We start from the raw sequence: 23,988 nt of genomic DNA on the forward strand, positions 1-23,988 counted from the left end.
TTCCTTCAATCGCTCAATTGAACCCGAATATCTAGAATCTAAAGCTGCTTTTTTGTAAAAAATGGCGCAAAATAGCACTCCATATTTAGTGATAAGAACGCAGCTTTGGGATTAATCTATGAGTCAGCTTGCTTTTACTGCTTTTAGCTTGAATGGTGTAGATGCGCAAAAATTTCTACAGGGTCAAGTGACTGTTCATGTAGAACGTCTCCCTGAAAATGAAAATCGCTATACCGCTATTTGTGACTTAAAAGGACGTATTCATTTTGGGCTATGGATTAAAAGATTAAATCCAGAAAGTTTTGAACTTGTAATCACCCAAGATCAAGCCGAAGAGTTTTCCAAACATATTAAAAAGTTTGGTGCTTTTTCAAAAATGAAATTAGAAGAAATAGGATCTGTTTTTCCTTCATTAAATGGCATTCAAACTGAGTTTTCTTCTGTGGAGACAGACATCAATGCTTGGCAAATTCAAGCGATTCAGTCAGGTCAAGCATGGATTAGTCAAAGTACAGAACATTTGTTTCAACCACAAGAACTACGTTTGCATCAACGTGATGGTGTACATTTTGACAAAGGTTGTTATTTAGGTCAGGAAATTGTGGCACGTCTATGGTTTAAAGCAAAACCAAAACATTGGTTACATTTAATCCAAGGCAAAGATACTGTGCCTTCTCCTGCTAGCCAGCTAAGTAAAGATGTTGAGGTTGTGAATAGTGCTGCATGTGAAGATGGCTATATCGCACTTGTAATTGCAAAACCAGTTGCTTTAGAAGAACTTGGTGTAAAGGTTTTGGATTTACCAGAAGTATTAAATGGTGATGTAGCACGACCACAATAATCATTTTAAACAAAAGCCCTTTTACTAGGGCTTTTTAATTATAAATAAGATCCTTTAATTAAAATTAAGCATATACTCCTATTTAAAACAAATACTTTTTTTATTTTGTTCAATTTATCGGAATTAGTTGTACTCAAGTCTACATTACTTTTTATGATTACGATGGCTACCGCTTTATTTAATATGCAATCTAGTTTTGCTAACACAGAAAAAATTAATTAAAGAATCCAAAGCCTTCCTAATGAATTAAAAACCAGAATTTATAGATAAAACACCTATTCCAGATCTTTATACTCTTTCAAACATCAGAGGCTCTATATGGATAGATGCTTCTGGTCGATATAGAGATGGATCCCGAACTGATTGAATTACTGCAATTGGCAATGCAGCCTTATTTGAAATAAAGTTTAATGATCATTCTTGTCGAGAATCGAAATGAAGGTTATTGTTCACCTATTCTCAACAATATCTCTCTCAAATGAAAATAACCATGAAAACTTGGCTATCAGCCTTATCACTGAGTCTATTAAGCTTACAAATAGTACATGCTGATAGCAGAACCTTAGAACAAAACTTTAAAAAAAATTATCCAGATATTCCCATTACTTCAGTCACCCCATCTCCACTAAGTGGAATTTATGAAGTCTATGTGTCTGGTAAGATTATCTATACAGATGAAAATGCTAAATATCTTTTTTTTGGCAATTTACTCGATGTAAAAAATCAGAAAAACCTAACAGAAGATAGTATCTCTGAACTGAGTAAAATTGATGTAAAACAACTTCCTCTCAAACAAGCCATTAAGCACATCAAAGGTAAAGGCGAACGTACTCTATATGTCTTTACCGATCCCGATTGCCCATATTGTCAAAAACTTGAACAATATATGACCTCTATCGACAATGTAACGGTCTACATTTTTTTATTCCCACTTAAGAAATTGCATCCACAAGCTGAAACTGCAGCAAATAAAATTTGGTGTGCCAAAAACCAATATGAGGCTTGGGAAGATTACATGCTACATCGTAAGTTAGCCCAAAATTCAGGTACATGTGAAACACCTGTACAGAAAAATATTGCTTTAGGACAAAATCTAGAAATTAGTGGGACACCTACAATCTTCCTTGAAAATGGCACTAGAGTCGCGGGCTTACCACAAAATGCTCAACAAATTGAACAACTTCTATTAGAAGCACAAACTAAAAAATAGTATCTAATTAGGTGGTGGCTTTTCAGTTGACTGGCAAGCCACCACTTACAACATAAGATTCTGATTTATATTAAATAATATAAAAATTAAAATAAATTAATTAAGCAAGATTTATACAAAATCCATATTTACATTTCACAGCAAACTTTTATGATGAAGGCATTCAAAACTGCCATGTAATGGATTAAAGCAGATATCTGTGAAAGGAATAAATAAAATGAAAAAGTTGCTGATTGCCAGCTTAATTCTTGCTACAAGTCATTCAACATTTGCGGCTGATAGTAAAGTAACTGCAAAACCAGATACATTTGCTCAAGCAACTAAACTATACGAAGCAAAAAACTACCCTGCCGCGTTTCAAGAAATGCAGCGTCTCGCAGATACAGGGAATGCCCAAGCAATTTATAACCTAGGTTATATGACTCAAGTTGGTCAAGGCACAGTAAAGGATGAAAAGAAAGCCGCACAGCATTATCAAGATGCTTCAAATAAAGGCTTTGCTCAAGCCAGTTATACATTAGCACAGGCTTATCATAAAGGTGATTTGGGCATCACTAAGAATAATCAAAAATACAAAGAATATTTAGATAAAGCTTCTAAACAAGGCTCTAATGAAGCCATTGTTGAAACTGCAAAAATTTTATTTGAGCAAGGTAAACCTGAATACGATCAGATCGCTGTTCAGAAACTATTACCATTGCTACGGAAAGATTATTATCCAGCAAAACATCTCAAAACAATCTACGATTTGAGTGTTGGTGTTAAAAATAAAAATCCTATTATGCAAGCACAGGCGATTGATAGCCTTAAAGATTTAGCTAAAAAAGGTTATGCACCATCTTTAATGGTTCTCGGCAATATGTTAGCAAATGGAGGTATTGTTGACCAAGATTTAGAGCAGGCAAAAAATATTTTTACTCGCTTAGCAGCAGCTAACTATCCAAATGCGAAGGAATCATTGGCTAAAGTTGAAGAAGCAATTGCTGCAAAAAAAGCAACTTCAGTAAAAACAAAGAACTAATAATCAATTCAGCAGCACTCCACCTCTAAAGAGTGCTGCTTTTTATTTAAAATTGTTTGCTTAACTTAATCCAAGCACTCCAATTGCGCCCATCTGTAGGTTCAAAGAAGCGATTATTTCCTTCGTTCACAATCACTGAACCGATATATTGTTTATTAAATAAATTATCTATAGGGGTAAATCCATTTAAACTCCAATCCGTATAGCAAAATATATATCCTGTATAAGGCGATGCAATTGTTTAAGTTGTCATTAAAAAGTAAACATGTATTTTTTTCAGAATTGGTTTGATACTTTCTGTACTGCTATGATCGCGATAACCATCTGTATCAAAATAGGATGAGTTAATCATATAACTTGGTTCATTTTGATTTTTTAAACCGTCTTGTAAAACTAAACCAGCATGATTTTTGTGATGACTACCGCCCGCATAACTCATCTCTATCGAATCTTTACCCTGTCCTTCCTTTGTTTTTACTAAAATCGTACCTCCTGAAGAATTTCCATATAACGAAGAAAATGGACCTTTTAATACTTCAAGATGACTTAAACTCCTTAAATCAATATTTGAGGTTTGCCCTTGTCCATCTGGCATTGTGGCATTGTGGCATTGTGGCATTGTGGCATTGTGGCATTGTGGCAGGAATAGCATCGCTATATAAAAGAATTCCACGAACTTCAAATGTGGGACGTGCACCAAAACCACGCATAGAAAGTTGCAAATCTTGGGCATAATTCTCTCGATTGCGCAGTTGAACACTCGGTATCCCTTTCACAAGCTCAGTTAAATCAACTTCTAAGCTCTGATCGTTTTTAGGCATATCTACCCTAAAAATTGATGCTGGTGTTTCAATATAAGCTGTGTCAGTAGGAGTTGCTCGGACCTTAATTATCCGGAAGTTGTATGGGCCGATCGACTTCTGATTCAACAGTCCAAGCAAAAGAACCATTCAAACCCATGCTTATTGCAACACTACCATATAAAAATTTTTTTTTACTAAAGATATGAAAATTCCTTGTTTCACAGAATTTAAGGGCAAGCTTTTTAAAGTAAGTATTTCATTATTTTATAATTAGATTAGATCTTTAACCTTAGCTAAAAAACCAAAAATCAATTTTAATGATGATTAGCCAATCAAATTAAATATCGTCATAATTGTAAGTTAAACATTTACCCTCATTGTATTGTTGTTGAAACAACTTGAGCTCACTATGCCCGAACTTCCTGAAGTTGAAACCACAAAAACCAGTTTACTGCCGCTTTTAGAGCAACGTGTACAAGCTGTAAGAGTACACAATCCTAGTTTGCGCTGGCCTATCCCTGATGATCTTGAAAAATTAATTGGTCAACGTTTAACTCAACTCAAACGTCGTTCCAAATATATTTTGGCTGAATTTGAACAAGATCAAATGCTTTGGCACTTAGGTATGTCAGGAAGCTTTCGCCTATGTCAATCCAGTGATGAATTAAAAAAGCATGACCATCTTGTGATCGAATTTGAAGATCAGCAACTCCGCTACCATGACCCACGGCGCTTTGGGTGTATTCTATGGTTAGATGAAACTAATCAAAGTAAATTGATTGATTCGCTAGGGCCAGAACCATTAACTGAAAATTTTAATCCAACCTATTTGCATGAAAAATTAGCTAAAAAAAATGTCGGCATTAAAATTGCTTTAATGGATAACCATATAGTGGTTGGTGTGGGCAATATTTATGCAACTGAAAGTTTATTCAACATTGGGGTTCATCCTGCGCAACCTGCTTCGACGCTGAGCAAAGCACAAGTGGAAAAGTTAGTCATCGAAGTAAAACGCATCTTAAAACAAGCAATTGATTTAGGTGGATCAACTTTGCGTGACTATAGTAATGCCATGGGTGAAAATGGTTACTTTCAGCAGACACTTTTAGCTTATGGTCGCGCAGGTGAAATGTGTGTTAATTGTGAAACTACATTAGAAAACTTAAAGTTAGGTCAACGTGCTAGTGTATTTTGTCCACAATGCCAACCTTTGAAACTAAGCAAAGTATAGACCATTTAAGATGCAATCAAGGAGAATAACCTTATGCAAACCGCAATTGTTCGACATATTCTCGTCAAAGATAAAGACTTAGCCGAACAGCTAAAAAAACGAATTCAGTCTGGTGCTGATTTTAGCAAAATCGCCAAACAATACTCTACTTGCAACTCAGCTAAACGTGGAGGCGAACTCGGTGAAGTGAAAAAGGGGCAATTGGTCCCTGTTATTGATAAATTAGTTTTTACAGCAGCAGAACGAATCTTACACGGCCCGATCAAAAGCCAATTTGGTTTTCACTTAATTGAAGTGAAATTTCGCATGGATGGCTTAAGATAATGGTTTGAGCTTAATTATTTTAAGCTCTCTCCTCTTCTCAGTTATTTTAATTCTTGCGGTTTCATCACATAAGTCCATGCATGTATTTTTTTACCAGATTCCAAGATAACCTCAGCAACAACTCGCTCATATTGGAATCCTTCAAACTCATCTAACATTTGCCAGTTTTGTTCTAATTTTTCCGTGCTGAATAAATATCCCATGATTAATGGATCTTGTTCAGCCAAAACTAAGGCAGGTAAACCTTTGTCTGGTCCCCAATCTAAAATATGAATTGTGCCGTGTACCGATGCTTTTTGCCAATCTCCACCGATTCCACCCAAAATATGCGCATTTTCTCGGTTTGGGCAAAGTGTGCCATAGACAAATAGTTGGTTCATGATTGCTGTTCCATTCAAATATGCAAATATTTTAAAGTCAAATCTTGCAATTTTCCATGTAAAAGCTTGCGTTCCAAATATGGAATTATCTATTTCCAATAAAAAACGGCATTTTTAAATGCCGTTTTTTATGAAAATAATAAGTACTTATTTTTTCAAAGAGTCTCTAATTTCACGTAATAATTGAATATCTTCAGGTGTAGGCGCTGGTGCTGCTGGCGCTGCTTCTTTTTGTTTACGCATACGATTCATTACTTTCACCATAAGAAACACAACCCATGCCAAAATAATGAAATTAATAAAGATGGTTAAGAAATTACCATAGGTTAAAACATTGACACCTGCTTTCGTTAATTGATCTAAAGACTGTAAATTATTTGGATTGTCTCCGAGCACAATAAACTTCTGTGTAAAATCAACACCCCCACCAGTAATAACTGAAATAAGTGGCATGATGATATCTTTCACCAATGAATCAATAATTTTACCAAATGCACCACCAATGATGACACCAATGGCAAGATCCATCATATTGCCTTTGATGGCAAATTCTTTAAATTCTTGAATAATACTCATTTATAACTCTCCAGAGTTGAACTTAATCGCAACCCATTTTGCATTGTTTATTACACAGTTGCGGCTATCCACATAATGCTCATAATTTAATATTTTCATCAAAAAAAGAAAGCTATTTCACACTTTAACAACACTTTTTTATTTTAATAAAAATATATGTTTAAGGATGTCCCTACCCTGAAATTTATGCAATAAAAAACCGCTAAATAAATTTAGCGGTTTTGTCATTTTTCAGTGAAGAAAAATTATTTATCACGGTTACGCTTACGTTCGTTTTCAGTTAAGTAACGTTTACGAATACGGATCGATTTTGGTGTTACTTCAACTAACTCATCATCTTCAATGAATTCAAGTGCTTGTTCAAGCGTATATTCAATTGCAGGCGTTAAAGTTAAAGCATCATCCGTACCAGACGCACGAACGTTGGTTAATTGTTTTGCTTTAGTTGGGTTAACAACCATATCGTCCGAACGTGAGTTAATACCCACGATCATTCCTTCATAAACTTCTAACTGAGGTTTAGCGAATAAACGACCACGGTCTTGTAAGCTGAATAATGCATAGCCCAAGCAAGTACCTTGAACCATAGAAATCAATACACCGTTTTGACGCTTCGCAACAGTACCTTGCTTAACAGGACCGTAGTGCGAGAAGCTTGATGTCATAATCCCTGTACCAGAAGTCATGGTTAAGAACTCAGAACGGAAACCGATTAAACCACGTGAAGGTACAGTTGCTTCAATACGGATACGACCTTTTCCGTCAACTTCCATATTGGTCATTTCGCCTTTACGGTGACCCATTTGTTCCATTACTGAACCTTGATGTTGTTCTTCAACATCAAACGTTACGTTTTCGTATGGCTCTTGTCTTTCGCCATCGACTTCTTTCATGATCACTTGTGGACGTGATACGCCCATTTCAAAGCCTTCACGACGCATATTTTCAATCAATACTGAAAGGTGAAGTTCACCACGACCAGAAACTTTAAAACGGTCTGGACTATCAGTATCTTCAACGCGTAATGCCACGTTGTGAATCAATTCACGATCAAGACGTTCACGAATATTACGTGATGTTACAAATTTACCTTCTTTACCAGCAAACGGTGAGTTGTTTACTTGGAATGTCATCGAAACCGTAGGTTCATCTACAGACAATGGTGGCAAAGCTTCTACATTTTTTTGATCACAAATTGTGTCAGAAATATTGAGTGCATCAATACCAGTGATACAAACGATATCACCTGCTGATGCTTCTTCAACATCAATACGCTCTAAACCGTGGTAACCCATGATTTTTAAGATACGACCGTTACGTGTATTGCCTTCTTTATCAATCACAGTAACAGGAGTATTCGTTTTTACACCACCACGCTGAATACGACCAACACCGATAACACCAACGAAGCTGTTATAGTCAAGTGAAGAAATCTGCATTTGGAATGGACCATCAACATCAACTGCTGGTGGTTCAACGATATCAACGATAGTTTGGAACAATGGTGTCATATCTTCCGCTAATTCTTCAGGAGAAGGACCAGCTACACCACGTAAACCAGAAGCATAAACGATTGGGAAATCTAACTGTTCATCAGTTGCACCCAAGTTATCAAACAAGTCAAATACTTGATCGATTACCCAGTCGCAACGTGCACTTGGCTTATCAACTTTGTTGATAATTACGATTGGCTTCAAACCACGCGCGAACGCTTTTTGCGTTACAAAGCGAGTTTGTGGCATTGGACCTTCTTGAGAGTCAACAAGAAGCAATACACAGTCAACCATCGACATTACACGTTCAACTTCACCGCCGAAGTCCGCATGTCCTGGGGTGTCTACGATATTGATACGGTAAGTTGTGTCAGTACGTTGATCTAACCACGTAATTGACGTATTTTTTGCAAGAATAGTAATACCACGTTCACTTTCAAGCGCATTCGAGTCCATGACACGCTCAATCTCGCCTGCACGGTCACCTAAAGCACCAGATTGTTGAAGTAATTTATCGACAAGCGTGGTTTTACCGTGGTCGACGTGCGCAATAATTGCGATATTGCGGAGATTCTTAATATCAGACATAGAATTCGATACGCTTAAAATTTGAGGGCAGATTATATAGAAAAATCCTAAACTTTAGTAGTGACAGTTTGTTGACATGAAACTTTTTTTCGGACGAACTGTTTCAGAATCGTTGGTAAAGTAGCCTAACTCTATTAGAATATTCCACTATTGCTTATCGCTTTTCTTATACTCCCATGTCAAATTCTCAACCCGAACAGCCACTTGATCTCGTCTACGGACTCAATGATCGTCCAAAACCGTTCATCGCATTTTTAGCGGCTTTACAACATCTTTTAGCAATTTTAGTCCCGATTGTCACTCCAGGATTATTAATTTGCTTAGCACTTGGTGTATCTCGTGAAGACACCAATATGATCCTTTCGATGTCTCTGATCATCTCAGGAATTGCAACCTTTTTACAGTGTAAAAAGGTCGGTCCTTTCGGTGCAGGACTATTGATTGTTCAAGGGACAAGTTTTAACTTTATTGGCCCAATTATTGGTATTGGTAGCGCCATGGTTGCTGCAGGTACGCCTGTTGAGCAAGTGATGGCTGCTATTTTCGGTGTGGTAATTGCAGGTTCATTTATTGAAATGGGCGTGTCTCGGATTCTACCTTGGGTAAAACAATTAATTACCCCTTTAGTTACAGGTATCGTTGTTTTCTTAATTGGTTTGACACTGATTAAAGAAGGTCTGATTAGCATGGGAGGTGGTTATATGGCCATGCAAGATCATACTTTTGCCAATACAGACAATCTGATCATGTCCTGTACAGTACTGGCGGTCATTATTTTATTGAATCGTGTTCAAATTATTTGGGTAAAAAGTTCAGCAATTTTAATCGCATTGGTGATTGGTTACATTCTTGCAGGCTTTATGGGTCATTTAAACTTTTCCGTATTGCAAGATGCACCATTAATTCAGATTCCTACCCCTATGCATTTTGGTCTAAGCTTCTCTTGGAGCTTGTTCATTCCAATGGCATTCATCTATCTCGTTACTTCACTTGAAGCCATTGGCGATGTGACAGCGACAAGCAAAATCTCCAACCAACCTGTAGACGGCCCCATTTGGATGCAACGCATTAAAGGTGGTGTACTTGTGAATGGTGCCAACTCATTTTTAGCAGGTATTTTCAATACCTTCCCAAGTTCAGTGTTTGCACAAAACAATGGCGTGATTCAACTCACTGGTGTGGCAAGTCGCTATGTCGGGATCTGGATTGCGATCTTATTGATCATTTTAGGTCTCTTCCCTGCTGTAGCTGCAGTCATTCAAGCTGTTCCCCAAGCAGTGCTAGGTGGTGCGGTAATGGTAATGTTCGGTGCGGTGGCTGCATCTGGAATTAACATTCTTTCAAGTATTCATCTTGACCGCCGCGCTTTACTGATTATTGCGATTTCTCTTGCATTAGGTTTAGGTGTAGCACAAGTTCCACAAATCCTTGAACATCTTCCTGAATTATTCAAAAATATTTTCAGCTCAGGTGTTGCAACGGGTGGTATTGCAGCGTTGATTTTAAATATTGTTTTACCTGAAACTCAAAAATAGTCTTTTAACCATCGTAATTGTCCAGTTTCACCACTGGGCTTTGTTTTTGATGAGAGATCAAAATGGATCCACGTAGTGAAGTCGTTATACGACAACAAGATTATTTAAATGGGCAAATCTTACTGATTAATGCGCCCAATGATCAACTCGCCAAAAATTTACCTCACCAAGTACAAGCGTCTGTCTGGACTTGGAATTATGCTGATCATCAAGGTTTTCAAAGCACTGGTATAAATTCATATTTCTCAGTTGAGTTTCCACAAGCAAGTTTTGATCAGGTTGTTATTTTCGTTCCAAAATCTAAAGAGTTATTGAATTATATTCTTCATGTCGTGGTGAGCCAGTTAACACTCGGTCAAAGCGTATTTCTAGTGGGTGAAAAAAAAGGCGGTGTTGAACGTGCTGCAAAACAACTCCTGCAATATGGTAAAGCCTTTAAAATTGATAGTGCACGCCACTGTCAATTTTGGCACATGAAAATTGAAAAGAGAGAAATACACAAACCACTTGACCATTGGTTAAAAAACTATATTGTGCAAGTCAATCAAGAACAGCTCGAAATCTGTGCTTTACCGGGTGTATTTAGTCAAGACCATTTAGATATTGGAACAGCCGTATTACTCCCTTACCTGAGCCAAGTAAAATCAGGTAAGATTGCCGACTTTGGTTGCGGTGCTGGAATTATTAGTGCTTATTTAGCCAAAATAAATCCAAACCAGCACATTTTTGCACTTGATGTTGATGCATTTGCATTACGGTCTACTGAGTTCACTTTTCAAAAAAATCATCTGAACTTAGCACAGCTACATCTACAGCCTGTCACAAGTTTTGTTGATGCGCCTAAAGATCTAGATGCCATCGTAAGTAATCCACCTTTTCATCAAGGCATTCATACCAATTACGATGCAAGTGAAGAGCTCTGCCAATTGGCGAAAAAGCATCTGAAAAATTCAGGTGAACTATGGATCGTGGCGAATCGTTTTCTAAACTATCCACCTCTGATAGAGCAGAGCTTTGGTCAATGTCTTGTGAAGGCAGATCAACAGGGATTCAAAGTGTTATATGCCTGTGCGAAATAAACAGTTTAAGGAATTTTTATGAGCGATACATCTGCTCCTCAACACCTTCAGCGTCAGCTCGGAGCACGCCACCTGAATATGATTGCCATTGGCGGATCAATTGGTACAGGCTTATTCCTTGCTTCAGGTTCAACAATCGCAACAGCCGGTCCCGGTGGTGCGTTATTGGCCTATGCTCTCATCGGGATCATGATTTATTTCTTGATGACGAGTCTCGGTGAATTAGCCACGCACAATCCAACTTCAGGTGCATTCTTCACCTATGGCAGTCGTTATGTCGAAGATGGTTTTGGTTTCGCCTTAGGCTGGAACTATTGGTATAACTGGGCAATTACCGTTGCTTTTGAATTGGTCGCAGTTCAGTTCATCATGAAATTCTGGTTCCCAGATATTCCTGGGTTTTATTGGAGTGCAATCTTCCTTACCATTATTTTTGCGATTAATGCATTGACGGTAAAAGGCTTTGGTGAAAGTGAATTCTTATTTTCTTTGATTAAAGTGCTTGCAATCATTGTGTTTATTGTCATCGGTATCTGGATGATTGTTAAAATTATGATGACACCGAATGTATCAACCTTTCAACACTGGCATTATAAAGATGCACCGTTTGTTGGTGGCTTACAAGCCCTGATTGGTGTTGCCATGATCGCTGGATTCTCCTTCCAAGGAACTGAAATGGTTGGTGTTGCCGCAGGTGAATCGAAAGATCCAAAGAAAACGATTCCTTTGGCGATTAAACAAATCTTCTGGCGTATTTTACTGTTTTATATCTTATGTATTTTTATCATTGGTACATTGGTAAGCTATGATGATCCGCTTCTATTAAAAGCTGCACAAAGTGAAGATATTGCACTCTCACCATTTACCTTATTGTATGAAAAAGCAGGCTTTGCCTTTGCTGCAAGTTTGATGAATGCCGTTATTCTCAGCGCGATTTTATCTGCAGGTAACTCTGGGATGTACTCATCTACGCGTATGCTGTTCGATATGGCAAAAGAAGGTCGAGCGCCAAAATGGTTCTCAAAACTTGATGGTCGTGGCGTACCCATGAATGCACTTTATGCAACAACAGCAGTTGCTGCATTATGTTTCTTGACCACCTTTATCGGGGAAAAACAAGTATTTAACTGGTTGTTAAATATGTCTGGGATGTGTGGTTTTATCGTTTGGTTAGGAATTGCAATTTCACATTATCGTTTCCGTAAAGGTTATATTGCTCAAGGTTATAAATTAGAAGATTTGGCTTACCGTGCCAAGTTTTTCCCATTTGCACCATGGTTTGCCTTTATTCTGTGTTCAATCATTATTTTAGGACAAAACTATCAAGCTGTGCTAGGTGGCAAAATTGATTGGTTAGGCTTAGTTTCAACCTATATCAGTATCCCATTATTTTTGGCGATCTGGTTGGGCTATAAATGGAAGCACAAAACTAAGTTGATTGCATATAAAGACATGAACGTGAAAGAAGGCGAATAAAAAGCCAAAAATTCACTTGACCCTTAACTAAATATCAGTAAAATTATTTGCTCATATTTTCAGCTACACTATTATATAGGAGTACGACATCATGCCAGCACTACAAGGAACAACACGCTAAGATTTGGCACTGTCGACTCACGGACAAGTGTACAAATCCAATCATCACTTGTCCGAATGCTCTACTTAACCTAGCATTCGCTAGGTTTTTTTATGTCTATTCGGACACAATATTAAAATAACCGAGCAAACAAAATGGGCATACAAAAAATACTTAATGCTGATGCTGATGCTGATGCTGAATATGGTGTTCCAATAAAAATATTCACTAATGATATTGATAGCGAAAGCATTGAACAACTAAAGAAAATGGCACAACTGCAATTTGTGTATTCACATATTGCCGTGATGCCTGATGTGCATGTCGGTAAAGGCGCAACTGTTGGCAGCGTCATTCCAACCAAACATGCAATTATTCCTGCTGCTGTCGGTGTCGACATCGGTTGTGGCATGAATGCTATCCGACTCAATCTCAAAGCATCACAGTTGCCAGATAATCTCGCACCTTTACGCCATGCAATTGAACGTAAAGTCCCTGTAGGCTTTGAATTACACAAACAAATTAAGGCGAAAGCCTCAAGTATTATTCCACTGGAAAAACGCTTGCAGCCGATCATTAAAAAGCACCCTGGCTTAGTTCGGATGCTCAGAAAGTTTGATGCGACATGGAAAAAACAACTCGGTACCTTAGGCGGTGGCAATCACTTTATCGAACTCTGTTTAGATGAAAATCAGGACGTTTGGGTCATGCTCCATTCGGGTAGCCGTGGTTTAGGTAATGTGATTGGAACTTATTTTATCGAGCTAGCAAAGAAAGAAGCTCAACATCGATTTGGGCATGTCCCAGATCAGGACTTGAGTTATTTTGCAGAAGGCTCAAATAGTTTTAATGACTATGTTGAAGCCGTGCAATGGGCACAAGAATATGCATTTGAAAACCGACGTGAAATGATGCGTCTGATTTTAGAGGCAATCCGCCCACTGCTACCACCTTTTCAAATGACCAAAGAAGCGATTAATTGCCACCATAATTACGTCAGTCAAGAAACTCATTTTGGTGAGCATCTCTTAATCACACGTAAGGGGGCAATTCGAGCGGGCCAAGATGAATTAGGCATCATTCCTGGTTCTATGGGGGCTCGCTCTTATATTGTGAAAGGCAAAGCGAATCCTGATTCATTCTGCTCATGTTCACATGGCGCAGGACGAAAAATGAGCCGTAGTAAAGCCAAATTACTTTTTGGTCAAGAGGATTTAATTCAACAGACCCAAGGTATTGAATGTCGTAAAGACGGTGGTGTAATTGACGAAATACCAAGTGCATATAAAGATATCGATCAAGTCATGGCAAACCAATCAGATTTAATCGAAATCGTGCACACCCTTAAACAAGTTCTATGTATAAAAGGTTAAATAGATGAAACTTAAAGCAATGCCTAAAATCAAAGTTCGTAATCCTGTTGCGCTCTCCCCTTTACTACAAAAAGGAGGGATCCATGAAACAGAAAAACCTAGAGCTCAGCACCGTCGAGAAAGACAAAACACCAAACAACAGCTTAGAAAAGAAGTTTGGTAAATTCTAGAAAATATTAATCAAACACATCAGTCAAATTATTTTGTAGGAGTAATTAAAATGTTTATATATTCAAATCACTTGTATGCAAACCCATATAAAAAAGCGACTCATCAGAGTCGCTTTTTTATTCAGTTCAAAAACTCAAATTATTGAGCTTGTTGACCTGGCTGTGCAAGAACAGTACGGCTACCAGTGATCGCAGCGAATACGCGACGGTTCATGGCACGACCTTCTTTAGTCTTGTTGTCAGCAATCGGTTGATCCCAAGCAAAGCCTTGAGTCGTCAAGCGAGATTCGTTAACGTTATATTCGTTAACAAGCGCTGATTTAACAGAGTTAGCACGAGCTAAAGATAAACGTTCGTTTAACTTACGTGGACCAGTGTTATCAGTGTGACCTTCAATACGTGCAGTCGCATTCGGGTATTCAGCTAATTTCTCAGCTACTTTCGCGATTTCAGACTTGTATTGTGGCTTGATGTCAGACTTGTTCGTATCAAAGAATACACGAAGTTCCATGTTAAGGTCTTCAGTCAATTCTTGTGGCTGTGGCTGTGGCTGTGGTTGAACTGGTACTGGTTCAACTGGAGCAACTTCTACTACTGGAGCAGCTGGCTTCAAGTGACCGCCAAGAACTACGTTTAAACCAGCAAGAGCTGTGTAGTTCCAGAAGTCTTCATCGATGTTATAAGTACCACGAGCTTCTGTACGAAGAGATAAAGCATCATTTAAGCGCCAGAAAGCACCAAAACCAGCATTACCTAAAGTACCTTCTTCTTTCAAACCACGACCAACACGACCCAATTGAGCTTCGTTAGCATCAGTGAAAGAATATTTATAATGACCAGCACCTAATAATACGTATGGCTTGATTTTGCTATCGTAGTTTTTAGTGATTAGATCAGAAGTAACATAGAAGTTACCGTTGATTTGTTGTTGCTTGTATTCACCATTCGGTGCTGCACTAGTAACGTCACCTTTAACTTGGTTGTATTCAGTTTCAAAACCCAACCAAGGTGTTAATTCAACACCAAGAGCTGCACCAACGAATAAATCGTCCTGTAACTCACCAGCATTTGTTAAGTTTTCAGTGCTGTTGTTGTGCTTAGAATCTTGGAATGTGTAACCAAGCATTAATGGAGTTACTGTTACACCCGCATTAGCAGCAGCTAAAGGAGCAGCAACAAGCATAGCAAGTGCGATACGACTCAATTTCATGGATATCCTCCAGAGATAACAATTGTTTGTTGTTCAAGCTTAGCCTATGATTTTTGGCCCCATAAACACGGAAGTGTTCACAGTATTATTTTTAAGCTATTCACTTCACTTTGAATCATACAAACACTTGATGAATTTTCCAAGTGCTTGATAACTTTAACCTCGTAAATTATTGACAAAATTTCTTACAATTTCCGTTGTAGTTCAGTAAATTTTCAATTCAACTTTAAAGCTCGAATAGCTTATTGTTCGCTTTCTTCAATTTTAGCAGTATTTGCTTGATTAAGTAATGGTTAGTTTTCTAATACTAAACTTAATTTAATAAATACAGTAATTACTTAACACTTTGTTAATAAAAAAATTACAAAATTATCAAAAGGTAAAAAAATGTTAAAAGTTAGAGGATTCACTCTGAGTGAATTAATGGTCACACTTGCTATTTGTGCGATTCTAGCATGCCTCAGTTTACCTTATTTGAATCAATTATTGATTTCAAATGAAGTAAATCATATGAAAAGAACACTCACAATTTACATACAAAAATCCAAATCTGACGCACAGATTCATCATAAAAATGTGACTTTATGCGCAAGTAAAGACTTAACTAGCTGCGATTCAGATTGGAACAGTGGACTAATCGGATTCCTTGATTTAAATGCTAACCGGCAACGTGATTCAAATGATCCTTTATTGTATTCCACAGCATTTCATTATAAGTATGGGAAATTAGATTGGAGGGGTACATTAAGAATAAATTCACTTACTTTCCAAGGTGATACAGGGCTACCAAGAGGCTCAAATGGAAGTTTCTTTTATTGTATGAATGATTCTAATCATCATACTCAATTAATTCTCAGCAATATGGGGCACATACGTAGTAAAGAAATTACCACGTGTTAAAAACTCTTCAGTCTAGCCTAAACGACGTAAAATACTTTATTCGCATGCTTTTTTTAATATACTGCATAGGTTTTGAACATTCTCTGCAAATTATAAGTCTGGAGACACACAATGACTGACATCGTAATTGTCAATGGCGCTCGTACAGCAATGGGCGGCTTCCAAGGCGCATTATCAAGCGCAACTGCACCCGAATTAGGTGCAATCACCATTAAAGAAGCAATTGCTCGTTCGGGATTACAGCCTACTGATGTAGAAGAAGTAATCATGGGCTGTGTGTTACCAGCAGGTTTAAAACAAGGTCCAGCTCGTCAAGCTATGCGTAAAGCAGGTTTGCCTGATTCTACTGGTGCAGTAACCATTAACAAACTTTGTGGTTCTGGCATGAAAGCTGTGATGCAAGCTGCAGATATGATCAAAGCTGGTAGTGCTGAAATCGTGGTTGCGGGTGGTATGGAGTCAATGACCAATGCTCCTTATGTTTTACCTAAGGCACGCGCAGGTTATCGCATGGGTCATGGTGAAATTAAGGATCATATGTTCCTTGATGGTTTAGAAGATGCAGAAACTGGCCGCTTAATGGGATCATTTGCACAAGATATGGCAAATAAACGTAGCTATACACGTGAACAAATGGATGATTTCGCTATACGTTCTCTACAACGTGCACAGAAAGCAATTACTGAAGGTTATTTCAAAGATGAAATCGTTCCAGTAACAGTGTCTAGCCGTAAAGGTGATGTTGTTGTTGATCAAGATGAACAACCATTAAATGCAAAAATTGACAAAATTCCAAGTTTGAAACCTGCTTTTGCAAAAGACGGTACGATTACTGCGGCAAATGCGAGTTCAATTTCTGATGGCGCTTCTGCTTTAGTGTTAACCTCTAGTGAAGTCGCTACTCAACGTGGTTTACAACCTTTAGCAAAAATTATTGCAACCGCATCAAACTCTCAACATCCTTCTGAATTTACGATTGCTCCTGTAGGGGCGATTGAAAAAGTTTTGAAAAAAGCTGGTTGGGATGCACAAGATGTTGATCTTTGGGAAATCAATGAAGCTTTTGCAATGGTTACAATGTGCCCAATTGATGACTTCAAATTAGATACAGAAAAAGTCAATATTAATGGCGGTGCTTGTGCACTTGGTCATCCAGTTGGTTCTACGGGTTCACGTATCATTTTGACGTTGATTCATGCACTTAAACGCACTGGTGGTAAAAAAGGTGTTGCGGCGCTTTGTATTGGTGGTGGTGAAGCAACAGCAGTTGCAATTGAATTGATCTAATCATTAATTCGATTAACTAAAAATCCTGCCAAGTGCAGGATTTTTTATTTTCATAATTACAAAAAATAATGCACCAATTATCAAAATCCCGATAAGTTATGGGCTGTATAAAAAAACAACAAGGAGTTTCCTCATGCAGCTCAACCATTACCTCAATTTCAAAGGACAAGCTGAACAAGCATTTATTTTTTACCAATCTGTTTTTGGCGGTGAGTTCGCAATGATCAGTCGCTATGGTGATATGCCACCTACAGAAGGGGTTATGTTATCAGAAGCAGATAAATGCTTAATTCTGCATGTTTCCTTACCTATTAATGAATATACCGTACTCATGGGTTCAGACGTTAATGATCAGTTCTGCTCTCCGAATAGTATTTTCACTCAAGGCAACAATCATTATATTTCAATCAATATTGAACACGATGAAATGGAGGCACGACGTTTATTCAACCAGCTTTCTGTACGTGGCCATATTGAAATGCAATTAGAAAAAACCTTTTGGGGCGCACTGTATGGTGCTTTCACTGATCAGTTCGGAATCAAGTGGATGGTCAATTGTCAGCTTGAAGATATATAAGCAGCATATCAGGTACTATCAAAATAATCTTTTCTGATAGTACCCTTAAACATCAATATTAGAATACTGAGCAATAATCATTAATCCGATAGTGATAAATCCAATCCCAACCCACCCTGCTAAATCAATATGCTGCCCCAGAAATACCTTTGCCAACGCGGCTGTCGCGATCACGCCAATTCCTGACCAGAGCACATAGAGAATGCCTGCCTGCATATATTTCAAGGCGATGGCCGCACAAGTAAAAGAAACAATATAGAGAACCAAAGCGATACCCTGATCAAGCTTATTGACCAATCCATTGCCTTTGGCAGAATAAAAAGTGGAAAGCACATCAGTTGCGATGGCGAAAAGCAGCCATATCACGCCAGGATTTATTTTTGCAATAAAGGTCAGCATTGTTTTTCTTCAATTTATTGGATTCAATCATCATCAATAAAAAAGCTGAACCGTAGTTCAGCTTTTTCACTTAAATGAGCTTAAGCACCTGTTTGGTAACTGGCTTGTGGCACTGCGGTTGAAGCCTGATAAGGATGGGTAAAATCCTGAAGTCCAGCAGCCGCTTCGTGAATATCCTTGCCCTCTTTGATAACAAAGCTATCAAAGCCAGAACGTTTTAAATAGTTTAAAACATCTTTAAAGATATCACCGACAGCACGTAACTCGCCTTGATAACCTTGACGGCGTAATAATGCTGCAAATGAATAACCACGTCCATCATTGAAACCTGCGAACTCAATGAAGATCGCATCTAATTCATTTAATGGAAATTGATGAGTTTCAGGTGAATCATTAAAAGTAATGTATAACGCTTTTTTGCCCTGTACATTTGGCAATTGATCAAGTTGTGCTGTTGTTAAAACAACATCACCTGCTGGAACACCACCCTCTTCAGCAATCACTTGATAGCTGTTGTCTGTAATTGTGCCATCTTTAAAAAGCACTTGTAGCGATGTATTAAGCATAAGCACGCTCCTTAAATGGCTGGATACCAACACGGCGATACGTGTCGATGAAACGCTCACCCTCAGTACGTAAGTCAAGGTAGGTATTGAGGATTTCCTCAATCACATCAGGAACGGCATCAGCAGCAAACGATGGTCCTAAGATATCACCGATAGATGCATCATGATTCGCGTTACCGCCTAGCGTGATTTGATAAAATTCTGCACCTTTTTTATCTACACCAAGGATACCAATGTTACCCACATGGTGATGACCACAAGCATTCATACAGCCTGAGATATTCAGATCAAGTTCACCAAGATTATAGATCGTATCTAAATCATCAAAACGACGGCTAATCGCTTCTGAAATTGGAATTGATTTCGCATTTGCCAATGAACAGAAATCACCGCCAGGACAGCAAATAATATCGGTAATAAAACCAATATGTGCACGTGCCATATTGTTCTGTTCTAAGGTTTGCCATAATTCAAATAAATCTTTTTGTGGTACATCCACAAGTGAAATATTTTGTTCATGTGTTGTACGGAACTCACCAAAAGTGTACTTATCTGCTAAATCTGCAATTAAGTTCATTTCTTCACTGGTGACATCACCAGGGGCAACGCCTGCTCGTTTTAGGGAAATCGTCACAATACGATAGCCTTTGACTTTATGCGCATTGGTGTTGACGTTAAACCATTGTTTAAATTTAGGATATTCAGCAAACAATGCTGTGAAATCTTGATCTTCTAACTCTTGATAATCAAACGGAGTGAATTCTTCATCTAATTTTTTCAAGATCTCAGGCTGAATCTTCAATGCTTCACGTGTGTGTTCAAATTCGGCTTCAACTTTTTCGGCAAATACCTGTGGTGTTAATGCTTTCACCAAAATCTTAATACGTGCTTTGTATTTGTTATCACGACGACCATGCAAGTTATAGACACGTAAAGTCGCTTCTAAATAAGCAATCAAATCTTCACGTGGCAAGAACTCACGGATTACGCTACCAATGATTGGGGTACGGCCCAAGCCACCACCAACCATGATTTTATAGCCCATTTCGCCCGCTTCATTGCGAACGATATAAACACCAATATCATGGAAAGCTGTTGCAGCACGATCTGTTTCTTCTAAAGCAGAAACTGCAATCTTGAACTTACGTGGCAAGAACGCAAATTCAGGATGGAAAGTACTCCACTGACGAATCAATTCACACGTCGGACGTGGGTCTGCAATCTCACCTGCAACCACACCTGCAAACTGATCAGTCGTGGTATTACGAATACAGTTACCTGAGGTTTGTACTGCATGCATTTGTACTGTTGCTAGCTCAGCAAGAATATCAGGTACATTTTCTAAAGCAGGCCAGTTCAACTGAATATTTTGACGAGTTGAAACGTGGGCATAACCACGATCATATTCAGTCGCAATTTCAGCAATTTTTCTGAGTTGTTTAGTATTCATCAAGCCATACGGCACAGCGATACGGAGCATAGGTGCATAACGTTGCACGTACAGACCATTTTGCAAACGTAATGGACGATATTCGTCTTCTGTTAATTTTCCTGCTAAATAGCGTTCTGTTTGATCGCGAAACTGAGCAACACGTTGGTTAATCAGTTGTTGATCGAAATCCGTATATAAATACATGGCGTATGGCTAGTCATTCATTATAAAGGTGACTAGCATAGCGAGCTTTTATTCATCAACAAAATGCTTTTTTTGCATATTTAATAACGATTTTATTGATAAGCCTATCTAATTGCCGCAAATAGAAAAAGCTCAGACAAATCTGAGCTTTTACAATCATTTTCTAAATGAAATTAGTTCTTATCTGGCAATGTGTAAGCGACTAAATAATCACCTTTTTTCGTCCCAAATGAACCATGCCCACCCGCTATAATCACCACATATTGCTTGCCATTGATTTCATAGGTTATTCGAGTCACCTGTCTACCCGCAGGTAAACGTGCTTCCGATAACTTATCGCCATTTGAAACATTGAATGCACGAAGATAATTATCTTGGCTTACTGCAACGAACATCACTGCGCCTCAGTATCTTGTCAACCTAGAATTTTATTGAGATCGAAGTAGATCTATACAACATCTTAACAATCCAGTGATAAATATCACATATTACCTACCACTTACCCTCACCTAGACCCTGACCAATAAAGGCATATTTAATTTGTGAACGTGAGAACTTAATTGGACATGCCAATTGCGCTTCGGTTTGTTCACTATTTTCAGATAATGGTACATCCACGACCCAACCACGTTGTTCAGCAATTGGAGAAACCAATGCTTCGTCAAGGCTCAAGACAGGTTCCACACAAATATCTAAGGTTTTAAAAAGTTGCTGCCATACTACAAAATCTTGGCTTTTAAACTTTTCTTGTAATGCTTGTTTCACCGCTTGGCGGTCTTCAGAGTCAAATGAAGCACCTTTTACCATTAAGATTGGCAATTCCAAAGCTGCTGATAAACCCGCCATAAATTGTGGTTCTAAACTTCCGACTGAGAAATAACGCCCATCTTTGGTTTCATAATAATCATAAAAACTCGCACCATTTAACATCCCTTGTTCTGGTGCTTGCGGTGTTTGCCCTGCCAAACTTGCAGAAGCAGCCATACTGTTTAAACTTGCCACACAATCTGTCATGGAAATATCAATATATTGTCCAAGACCACTACGTTGACGCTCAACAACCGCAGCTAAGATACCAATCACCGCATGCAAAGAACCACCTGCCACATCCGCAATTTGAATTCCAAGTGGTGGTGGGCCACTATCTTGACGGCCACTATGCCCAGAAATCCCTGCAAGGGCCAGATAGTTAATATCATGCCCAGCACGATCTTTATAACTTCCTGTTTGGCCATATCCCGTAATCGAGCAATAGATTAAACGTGGATTAATCTCTGCCAAAGTCTCATAGTCCAAACCTAAACGGCGCATGACATCAGGACGGAACTGTTCCAAGACAATATCAAACTCAGAAATTTTATTTTTGATCAGTTCAATATTGTTTGGCTCTTTTAGATCAAGCGCAATCGACTGTTTATTTCGATTCAGATAACTGTGTGCTGTGGCTTGCCCATTGGCATAGGGTGGCATAATTCTCACGAGATCTGGACGCGTTGGAGATTCCACATGGATCACTTCTGCACCCATGTCGGCAAGGTACATGCTGGCAAATGGTCCAGGCAATAACGTTGAAAAATCCAGAACTTTCAATCCCTTTAAAGCGGTTGGCATAATAATTTTTACTCGATTTGTTCAAATTTTCTTTTATACTAGGTTCGGATAAACACAAAAACAATGTCATGTTCAGCCATTTACCTTGATCGTTTCGGCAATTTAACATGTACTTAGTAAGCAATATTTTTTCTTGTCAATTGCTCAATTAGATATTTTAGACGGTTATTTAGGTCAATTATCGTGAATAGTAAAGAAACTGAAGGATTCAATATGAGCCGTGATACGATCAGCATCCACTTCGTGAATGCGGCTTTAACAGGTGTTAAACGCCTTGGCATGGACGTTGAAACATTACTTTCACATGTTGGAATTGAGGCAGAACTGTTGCGTCAACCCAAAGCGCGAATCTCCCCTGAGCAATACACCCGCTTTGTTAAAATGTTATGGATGGTCACTCAAGATGAACACGTAGGTTTTGATGTACAACCTCGTCGTTTAGGTACATTTGCCATTATGTGCCAATTAATCATACATTCGAAAACACTTGGACAGGCACTGGAACTCTCCTCCCAGTTCTATAAATTGTTTGGAGATGAATGGTCGGTAAGCTTGGAACGTGACAAGCATGAAGCACGTTTAGTGCCTCACATTCCTAAAGCGCTTGACCCTGATCATTTTATTACTGAAAGCATGCTGATGATTTGGCATGGACTTGCATCATGGTTAATCGAACGCCGCCTGCCACTGGAACGTGTTCATTTTGGCTATGAACGCCCTAACCACGCCGATGAATATGATGCGCTGTTCTTTGCGCCTGTGATGCAATTCGATGCACAACGTACGGAAATCACATTTGCTGCTGATTATCTAGATTTACCAATACGCCAAGATGACAAAACCTTAGAAGAGTTTTTGAAAGCGGCACCTGCACAATTACTGGTAAAATTCAAGAATACCAACTCACTCACTTCACGTATCCGTGATGTATTGAAGAGCCAAATTGGTGAAGAAATGCCAACCCTCAATGATGTTGCATCAATGTTGTATTTATCACCTCAAACATTGCGTCGTCGTTTGGCTGCGGAAGGTAAAAGCTATCAAGGGGTCAAAGATGCCTTACGTCGTGATGCCGCAATTCATTTATTATTAACACCAAACCTTACCCTTGAAGATGTTGCTCAACAAGTTGGCTTTAGCGAAACCAGTACCTTCCACCGTGCCTTCAAGAAATGGACAGGTGTTACGCCTGGTTTATATCGCCAGCTACACGGACAGCATTTATAAATCACTGCATATAGATAGTCTGAAAGCTCAGGCTATCTACTCCGCTGACTTTGAGAATACGGACCGATCTCTTTATTATTCAACAATCTCTTTCAATAAAATAAAACTGAGTGTGATAAATTTTGCCATCACTCGCAGTATGTTCCAAAATGGAACATACTGAACTTTGTTCAAGTTCACCAACTTTAAAGATGTTTCCCAAATGTTTGGTAATTGCAGGGCGTTTTGTGCCAAACAACTCTGCCATCTGTGCCTGACTTAACCAAACAGTCTCCTGTTCCAGATTAACCTCTAACTGTATTCCCCCCAACCTGACTGCTAAAAAACTGGATTTGACTCATGGTGTTTTCCTTATTTTATTTATGCATGCCATTT

The 23,988-nt window shown here is 38.5% G+C and carries 23 protein-coding genes and 3 pseudogenes; 15 read left to right on the plus strand and 11 right to left on the minus strand.

Going from position 1 to position 23,988, the window contains the following annotated elements; genetic code table 11:
* Positions 1-118 precede the first annotated feature (118 nt).
* The 4 genes and pseudogenes from HYG88_RS03525 to HYG88_RS03535 all read left to right on the plus strand — a co-directional run bounded on the left by HYG88_RS03525 (position 119) and on the right by HYG88_RS03535 (position 3,072).
* Complete coding sequence (locus HYG88_RS03525) at positions 119-841, plus strand: folate-binding protein YgfZ (RefSeq protein ID WP_005162027.1); 723 nt, start codon at positions 119-121, stop codon at positions 839-841.
* Between the two features lie 153 nt (positions 842-994).
* Positions 995-1,184, plus strand: a pseudogene (locus tag HYG88_RS15230) (DsbC family protein); the annotation flags it as partial.
* A gap of 135 nt (positions 1,185-1,319) precedes the next feature.
* On the plus strand, positions 1,320-2,051 hold the full coding sequence (locus HYG88_RS03530) for a DsbC family protein (protein ID WP_034602751.1): 732 nt from the start codon (positions 1,320-1,322) through the stop codon (positions 2,049-2,051).
* Positions 2,052-2,268: 217 nt separating this feature from the next.
* Entirely contained in the window at positions 2,269-3,072 is an 804-nt protein-coding gene (locus tag HYG88_RS03535) for a tetratricopeptide repeat protein (RefSeq protein WP_005162029.1), read from the plus strand.
* Between the two features lie 289 nt (positions 3,073-3,361).
* Here HYG88_RS03535 and HYG88_RS03540 read toward each other — a convergent pair.
* A pseudogene (locus tag HYG88_RS03540) lies at positions 3,362-4,032 on the minus strand (TonB-dependent receptor plug domain-containing protein); the annotation flags it as partial.
* Positions 4,033-4,284: 252 nt separating this feature from the next.
* On the opposite strand from HYG88_RS03540, the gene mutM reads away from it, so the two are divergent.
* Both mutM and HYG88_RS03550 read left to right on the plus strand, forming a co-directional pair.
* Positions 4,285-5,106, plus strand: coding sequence for a bifunctional DNA-formamidopyrimidine glycosylase/DNA-(apurinic or apyrimidinic site) lyase (mutM, locus tag HYG88_RS03545; RefSeq protein WP_005162035.1), 822 nt, complete (start codon positions 4,285-4,287; stop codon positions 5,104-5,106).
* Positions 5,107-5,139: 33 nt separating this feature from the next.
* Complete coding sequence (locus HYG88_RS03550; RefSeq protein ID WP_004664683.1) at positions 5,140-5,430, plus strand: peptidylprolyl isomerase; 291 nt, start codon at positions 5,140-5,142, stop codon at positions 5,428-5,430.
* Between the two features lie 41 nt (positions 5,431-5,471).
* Here the strand turns inward: HYG88_RS03550 and HYG88_RS03555 are convergent, their stop codons facing one another.
* The 3 genes from HYG88_RS03555 to typA form a co-directional block, all read right to left on the minus strand.
* The gene (locus HYG88_RS03555; protein WP_005162038.1) at positions 5,472-5,810 is read right to left on the minus strand and encodes a gamma-glutamylcyclotransferase family protein; all 339 of its coding nucleotides are present in this window, start codon (positions 5,808-5,810) and stop codon (positions 5,472-5,474) included.
* A gap of 147 nt (positions 5,811-5,957) precedes the next feature.
* The gene (mscL, locus tag HYG88_RS03560; RefSeq protein ID WP_005162040.1) at positions 5,958-6,386 is read right to left on the minus strand and encodes a large conductance mechanosensitive channel protein MscL; all 429 of its coding nucleotides are present in this window, start codon (positions 6,384-6,386) and stop codon (positions 5,958-5,960) included.
* A gap of 245 nt (positions 6,387-6,631) precedes the next feature.
* Positions 6,632-8,467, minus strand: coding sequence for a translational GTPase TypA (typA, locus tag HYG88_RS03565; RefSeq protein ID WP_004664688.1), 1,836 nt, complete (start codon positions 8,465-8,467; stop codon positions 6,632-6,634).
* A gap of 176 nt (positions 8,468-8,643) precedes the next feature.
* On the opposite strand from typA, the gene HYG88_RS03570 reads away from it, so the two are divergent.
* From HYG88_RS03570 to HYG88_RS03590, 5 genes are all read left to right on the plus strand, one after another.
* The gene (locus HYG88_RS03570; RefSeq protein ID WP_005162043.1) at positions 8,644-10,002 is read left to right on the plus strand and encodes a uracil-xanthine permease family protein; all 1,359 of its coding nucleotides are present in this window, start codon (positions 8,644-8,646) and stop codon (positions 10,000-10,002) included.
* A gap of 62 nt (positions 10,003-10,064) precedes the next feature.
* Positions 10,065-11,081 (plus strand): class I SAM-dependent methyltransferase, encoded by a 1,017-nt coding sequence (locus HYG88_RS03575; RefSeq protein ID WP_005162059.1) that lies wholly within the window; start codon positions 10,065-10,067, stop codon positions 11,079-11,081.
* Between the two features lie 18 nt (positions 11,082-11,099).
* Entirely contained in the window at positions 11,100-12,557 is a 1,458-nt protein-coding gene (locus tag HYG88_RS03580; protein WP_005162062.1) for an amino acid permease, read from the plus strand.
* A gap of 255 nt (positions 12,558-12,812) precedes the next feature.
* A complete protein-coding gene (locus tag HYG88_RS03585) occupies positions 12,813-14,030 on the plus strand; it encodes an RtcB family protein (RefSeq protein ID WP_178882605.1) in 1,218 nt (405 codons plus the stop codon).
* 4 nt (positions 14,031-14,034) lie between these two features.
* The gene (locus tag HYG88_RS03590) at positions 14,035-14,193 is read left to right on the plus strand and encodes a hypothetical protein (protein ID WP_005162067.1); all 159 of its coding nucleotides are present in this window, start codon (positions 14,035-14,037) and stop codon (positions 14,191-14,193) included.
* Positions 14,194-14,339: 146 nt separating this feature from the next.
* On the opposite strand, the gene omp38 is transcribed toward HYG88_RS03590, so the two are convergent.
* A complete protein-coding gene (gene omp38 / locus HYG88_RS03595) occupies positions 14,340-15,410 on the minus strand; it encodes an outer membrane protein Omp38 (RefSeq protein WP_005162068.1) in 1,071 nt (356 codons plus the stop codon).
* A 387-nt stretch (positions 15,411-15,797) separates the two neighbouring features.
* Between omp38 and HYG88_RS03600 the strand changes: the two genes are divergently transcribed.
* From HYG88_RS03600 to HYG88_RS03610, 3 genes are all read left to right on the plus strand, one after another.
* The gene (locus HYG88_RS03600) at positions 15,798-16,310 is read left to right on the plus strand and encodes a GspH/FimT family pseudopilin (RefSeq protein ID WP_005162070.1); all 513 of its coding nucleotides are present in this window, start codon (positions 15,798-15,800) and stop codon (positions 16,308-16,310) included.
* Positions 16,311-16,421: 111 nt separating this feature from the next.
* Positions 16,422-17,597, plus strand: coding sequence for a thiolase family protein (locus HYG88_RS03605; protein ID WP_005162073.1), 1,176 nt, complete (start codon positions 16,422-16,424; stop codon positions 17,595-17,597).
* 133 nt (positions 17,598-17,730) lie between these two features.
* Positions 17,731-18,174, plus strand: coding sequence for a VOC family protein (locus tag HYG88_RS03610; RefSeq protein ID WP_005162075.1), 444 nt, complete (start codon positions 17,731-17,733; stop codon positions 18,172-18,174).
* Between the two features lie 45 nt (positions 18,175-18,219).
* Here the strand turns inward: HYG88_RS03610 and HYG88_RS03615 are convergent, their stop codons facing one another.
* From HYG88_RS03615 to HYG88_RS03635, 5 genes and pseudogenes are all read right to left on the minus strand, one after another.
* Complete coding sequence (locus HYG88_RS03615) at positions 18,220-18,573, minus strand: multidrug efflux SMR transporter (protein ID WP_005162078.1); 354 nt, start codon at positions 18,571-18,573, stop codon at positions 18,220-18,222.
* A gap of 80 nt (positions 18,574-18,653) precedes the next feature.
* Positions 18,654-19,139, minus strand: coding sequence for a DUF934 domain-containing protein (locus tag HYG88_RS03620; protein WP_005162082.1), 486 nt, complete (start codon positions 19,137-19,139; stop codon positions 18,654-18,656).
* The gene (locus tag HYG88_RS03625) at positions 19,132-20,775 is read right to left on the minus strand and encodes a nitrite/sulfite reductase (protein WP_005162090.1); all 1,644 of its coding nucleotides are present in this window, start codon (positions 20,773-20,775) and stop codon (positions 19,132-19,134) included. Before HYG88_RS03625 ends, HYG88_RS03620 begins: the two co-directional genes overlap by 8 nt.
* A gap of 173 nt (positions 20,776-20,948) precedes the next feature.
* Positions 20,949-21,179 (minus strand): annotated as a pseudogene (locus HYG88_RS03630) (hypothetical protein); the annotation flags it as partial.
* Between the two features lie 88 nt (positions 21,180-21,267).
* Entirely contained in the window at positions 21,268-22,386 is a 1,119-nt protein-coding gene (locus HYG88_RS03635; protein WP_178882606.1) for a CaiB/BaiF CoA-transferase family protein, read from the minus strand.
* Positions 22,387-22,599: 213 nt separating this feature from the next.
* Here HYG88_RS03635 and HYG88_RS03640 point away from each other — a divergent pair, with 213 nt between their 5' ends.
* Entirely contained in the window at positions 22,600-23,613 is a 1,014-nt protein-coding gene (locus tag HYG88_RS03640; protein WP_005162097.1) for an AraC family transcriptional regulator, read from the plus strand.
* A gap of 79 nt (positions 23,614-23,692) precedes the next feature.
* On the opposite strand, the gene HYG88_RS03645 is transcribed toward HYG88_RS03640, so the two are convergent.
* Positions 23,693-23,923, minus strand: coding sequence for a hypothetical protein (locus HYG88_RS03645; protein ID WP_218647829.1), 231 nt, complete (start codon positions 23,921-23,923; stop codon positions 23,693-23,695).
* Positions 23,924-23,988 lie beyond the last annotated feature (65 nt).

Source organism: Acinetobacter sp. SwsAc4 (assembly GCF_013391535.1).
In the GTDB taxonomy this organism is placed as follows: Bacteria; Pseudomonadota; Gammaproteobacteria; order Pseudomonadales; family Moraxellaceae; genus Acinetobacter.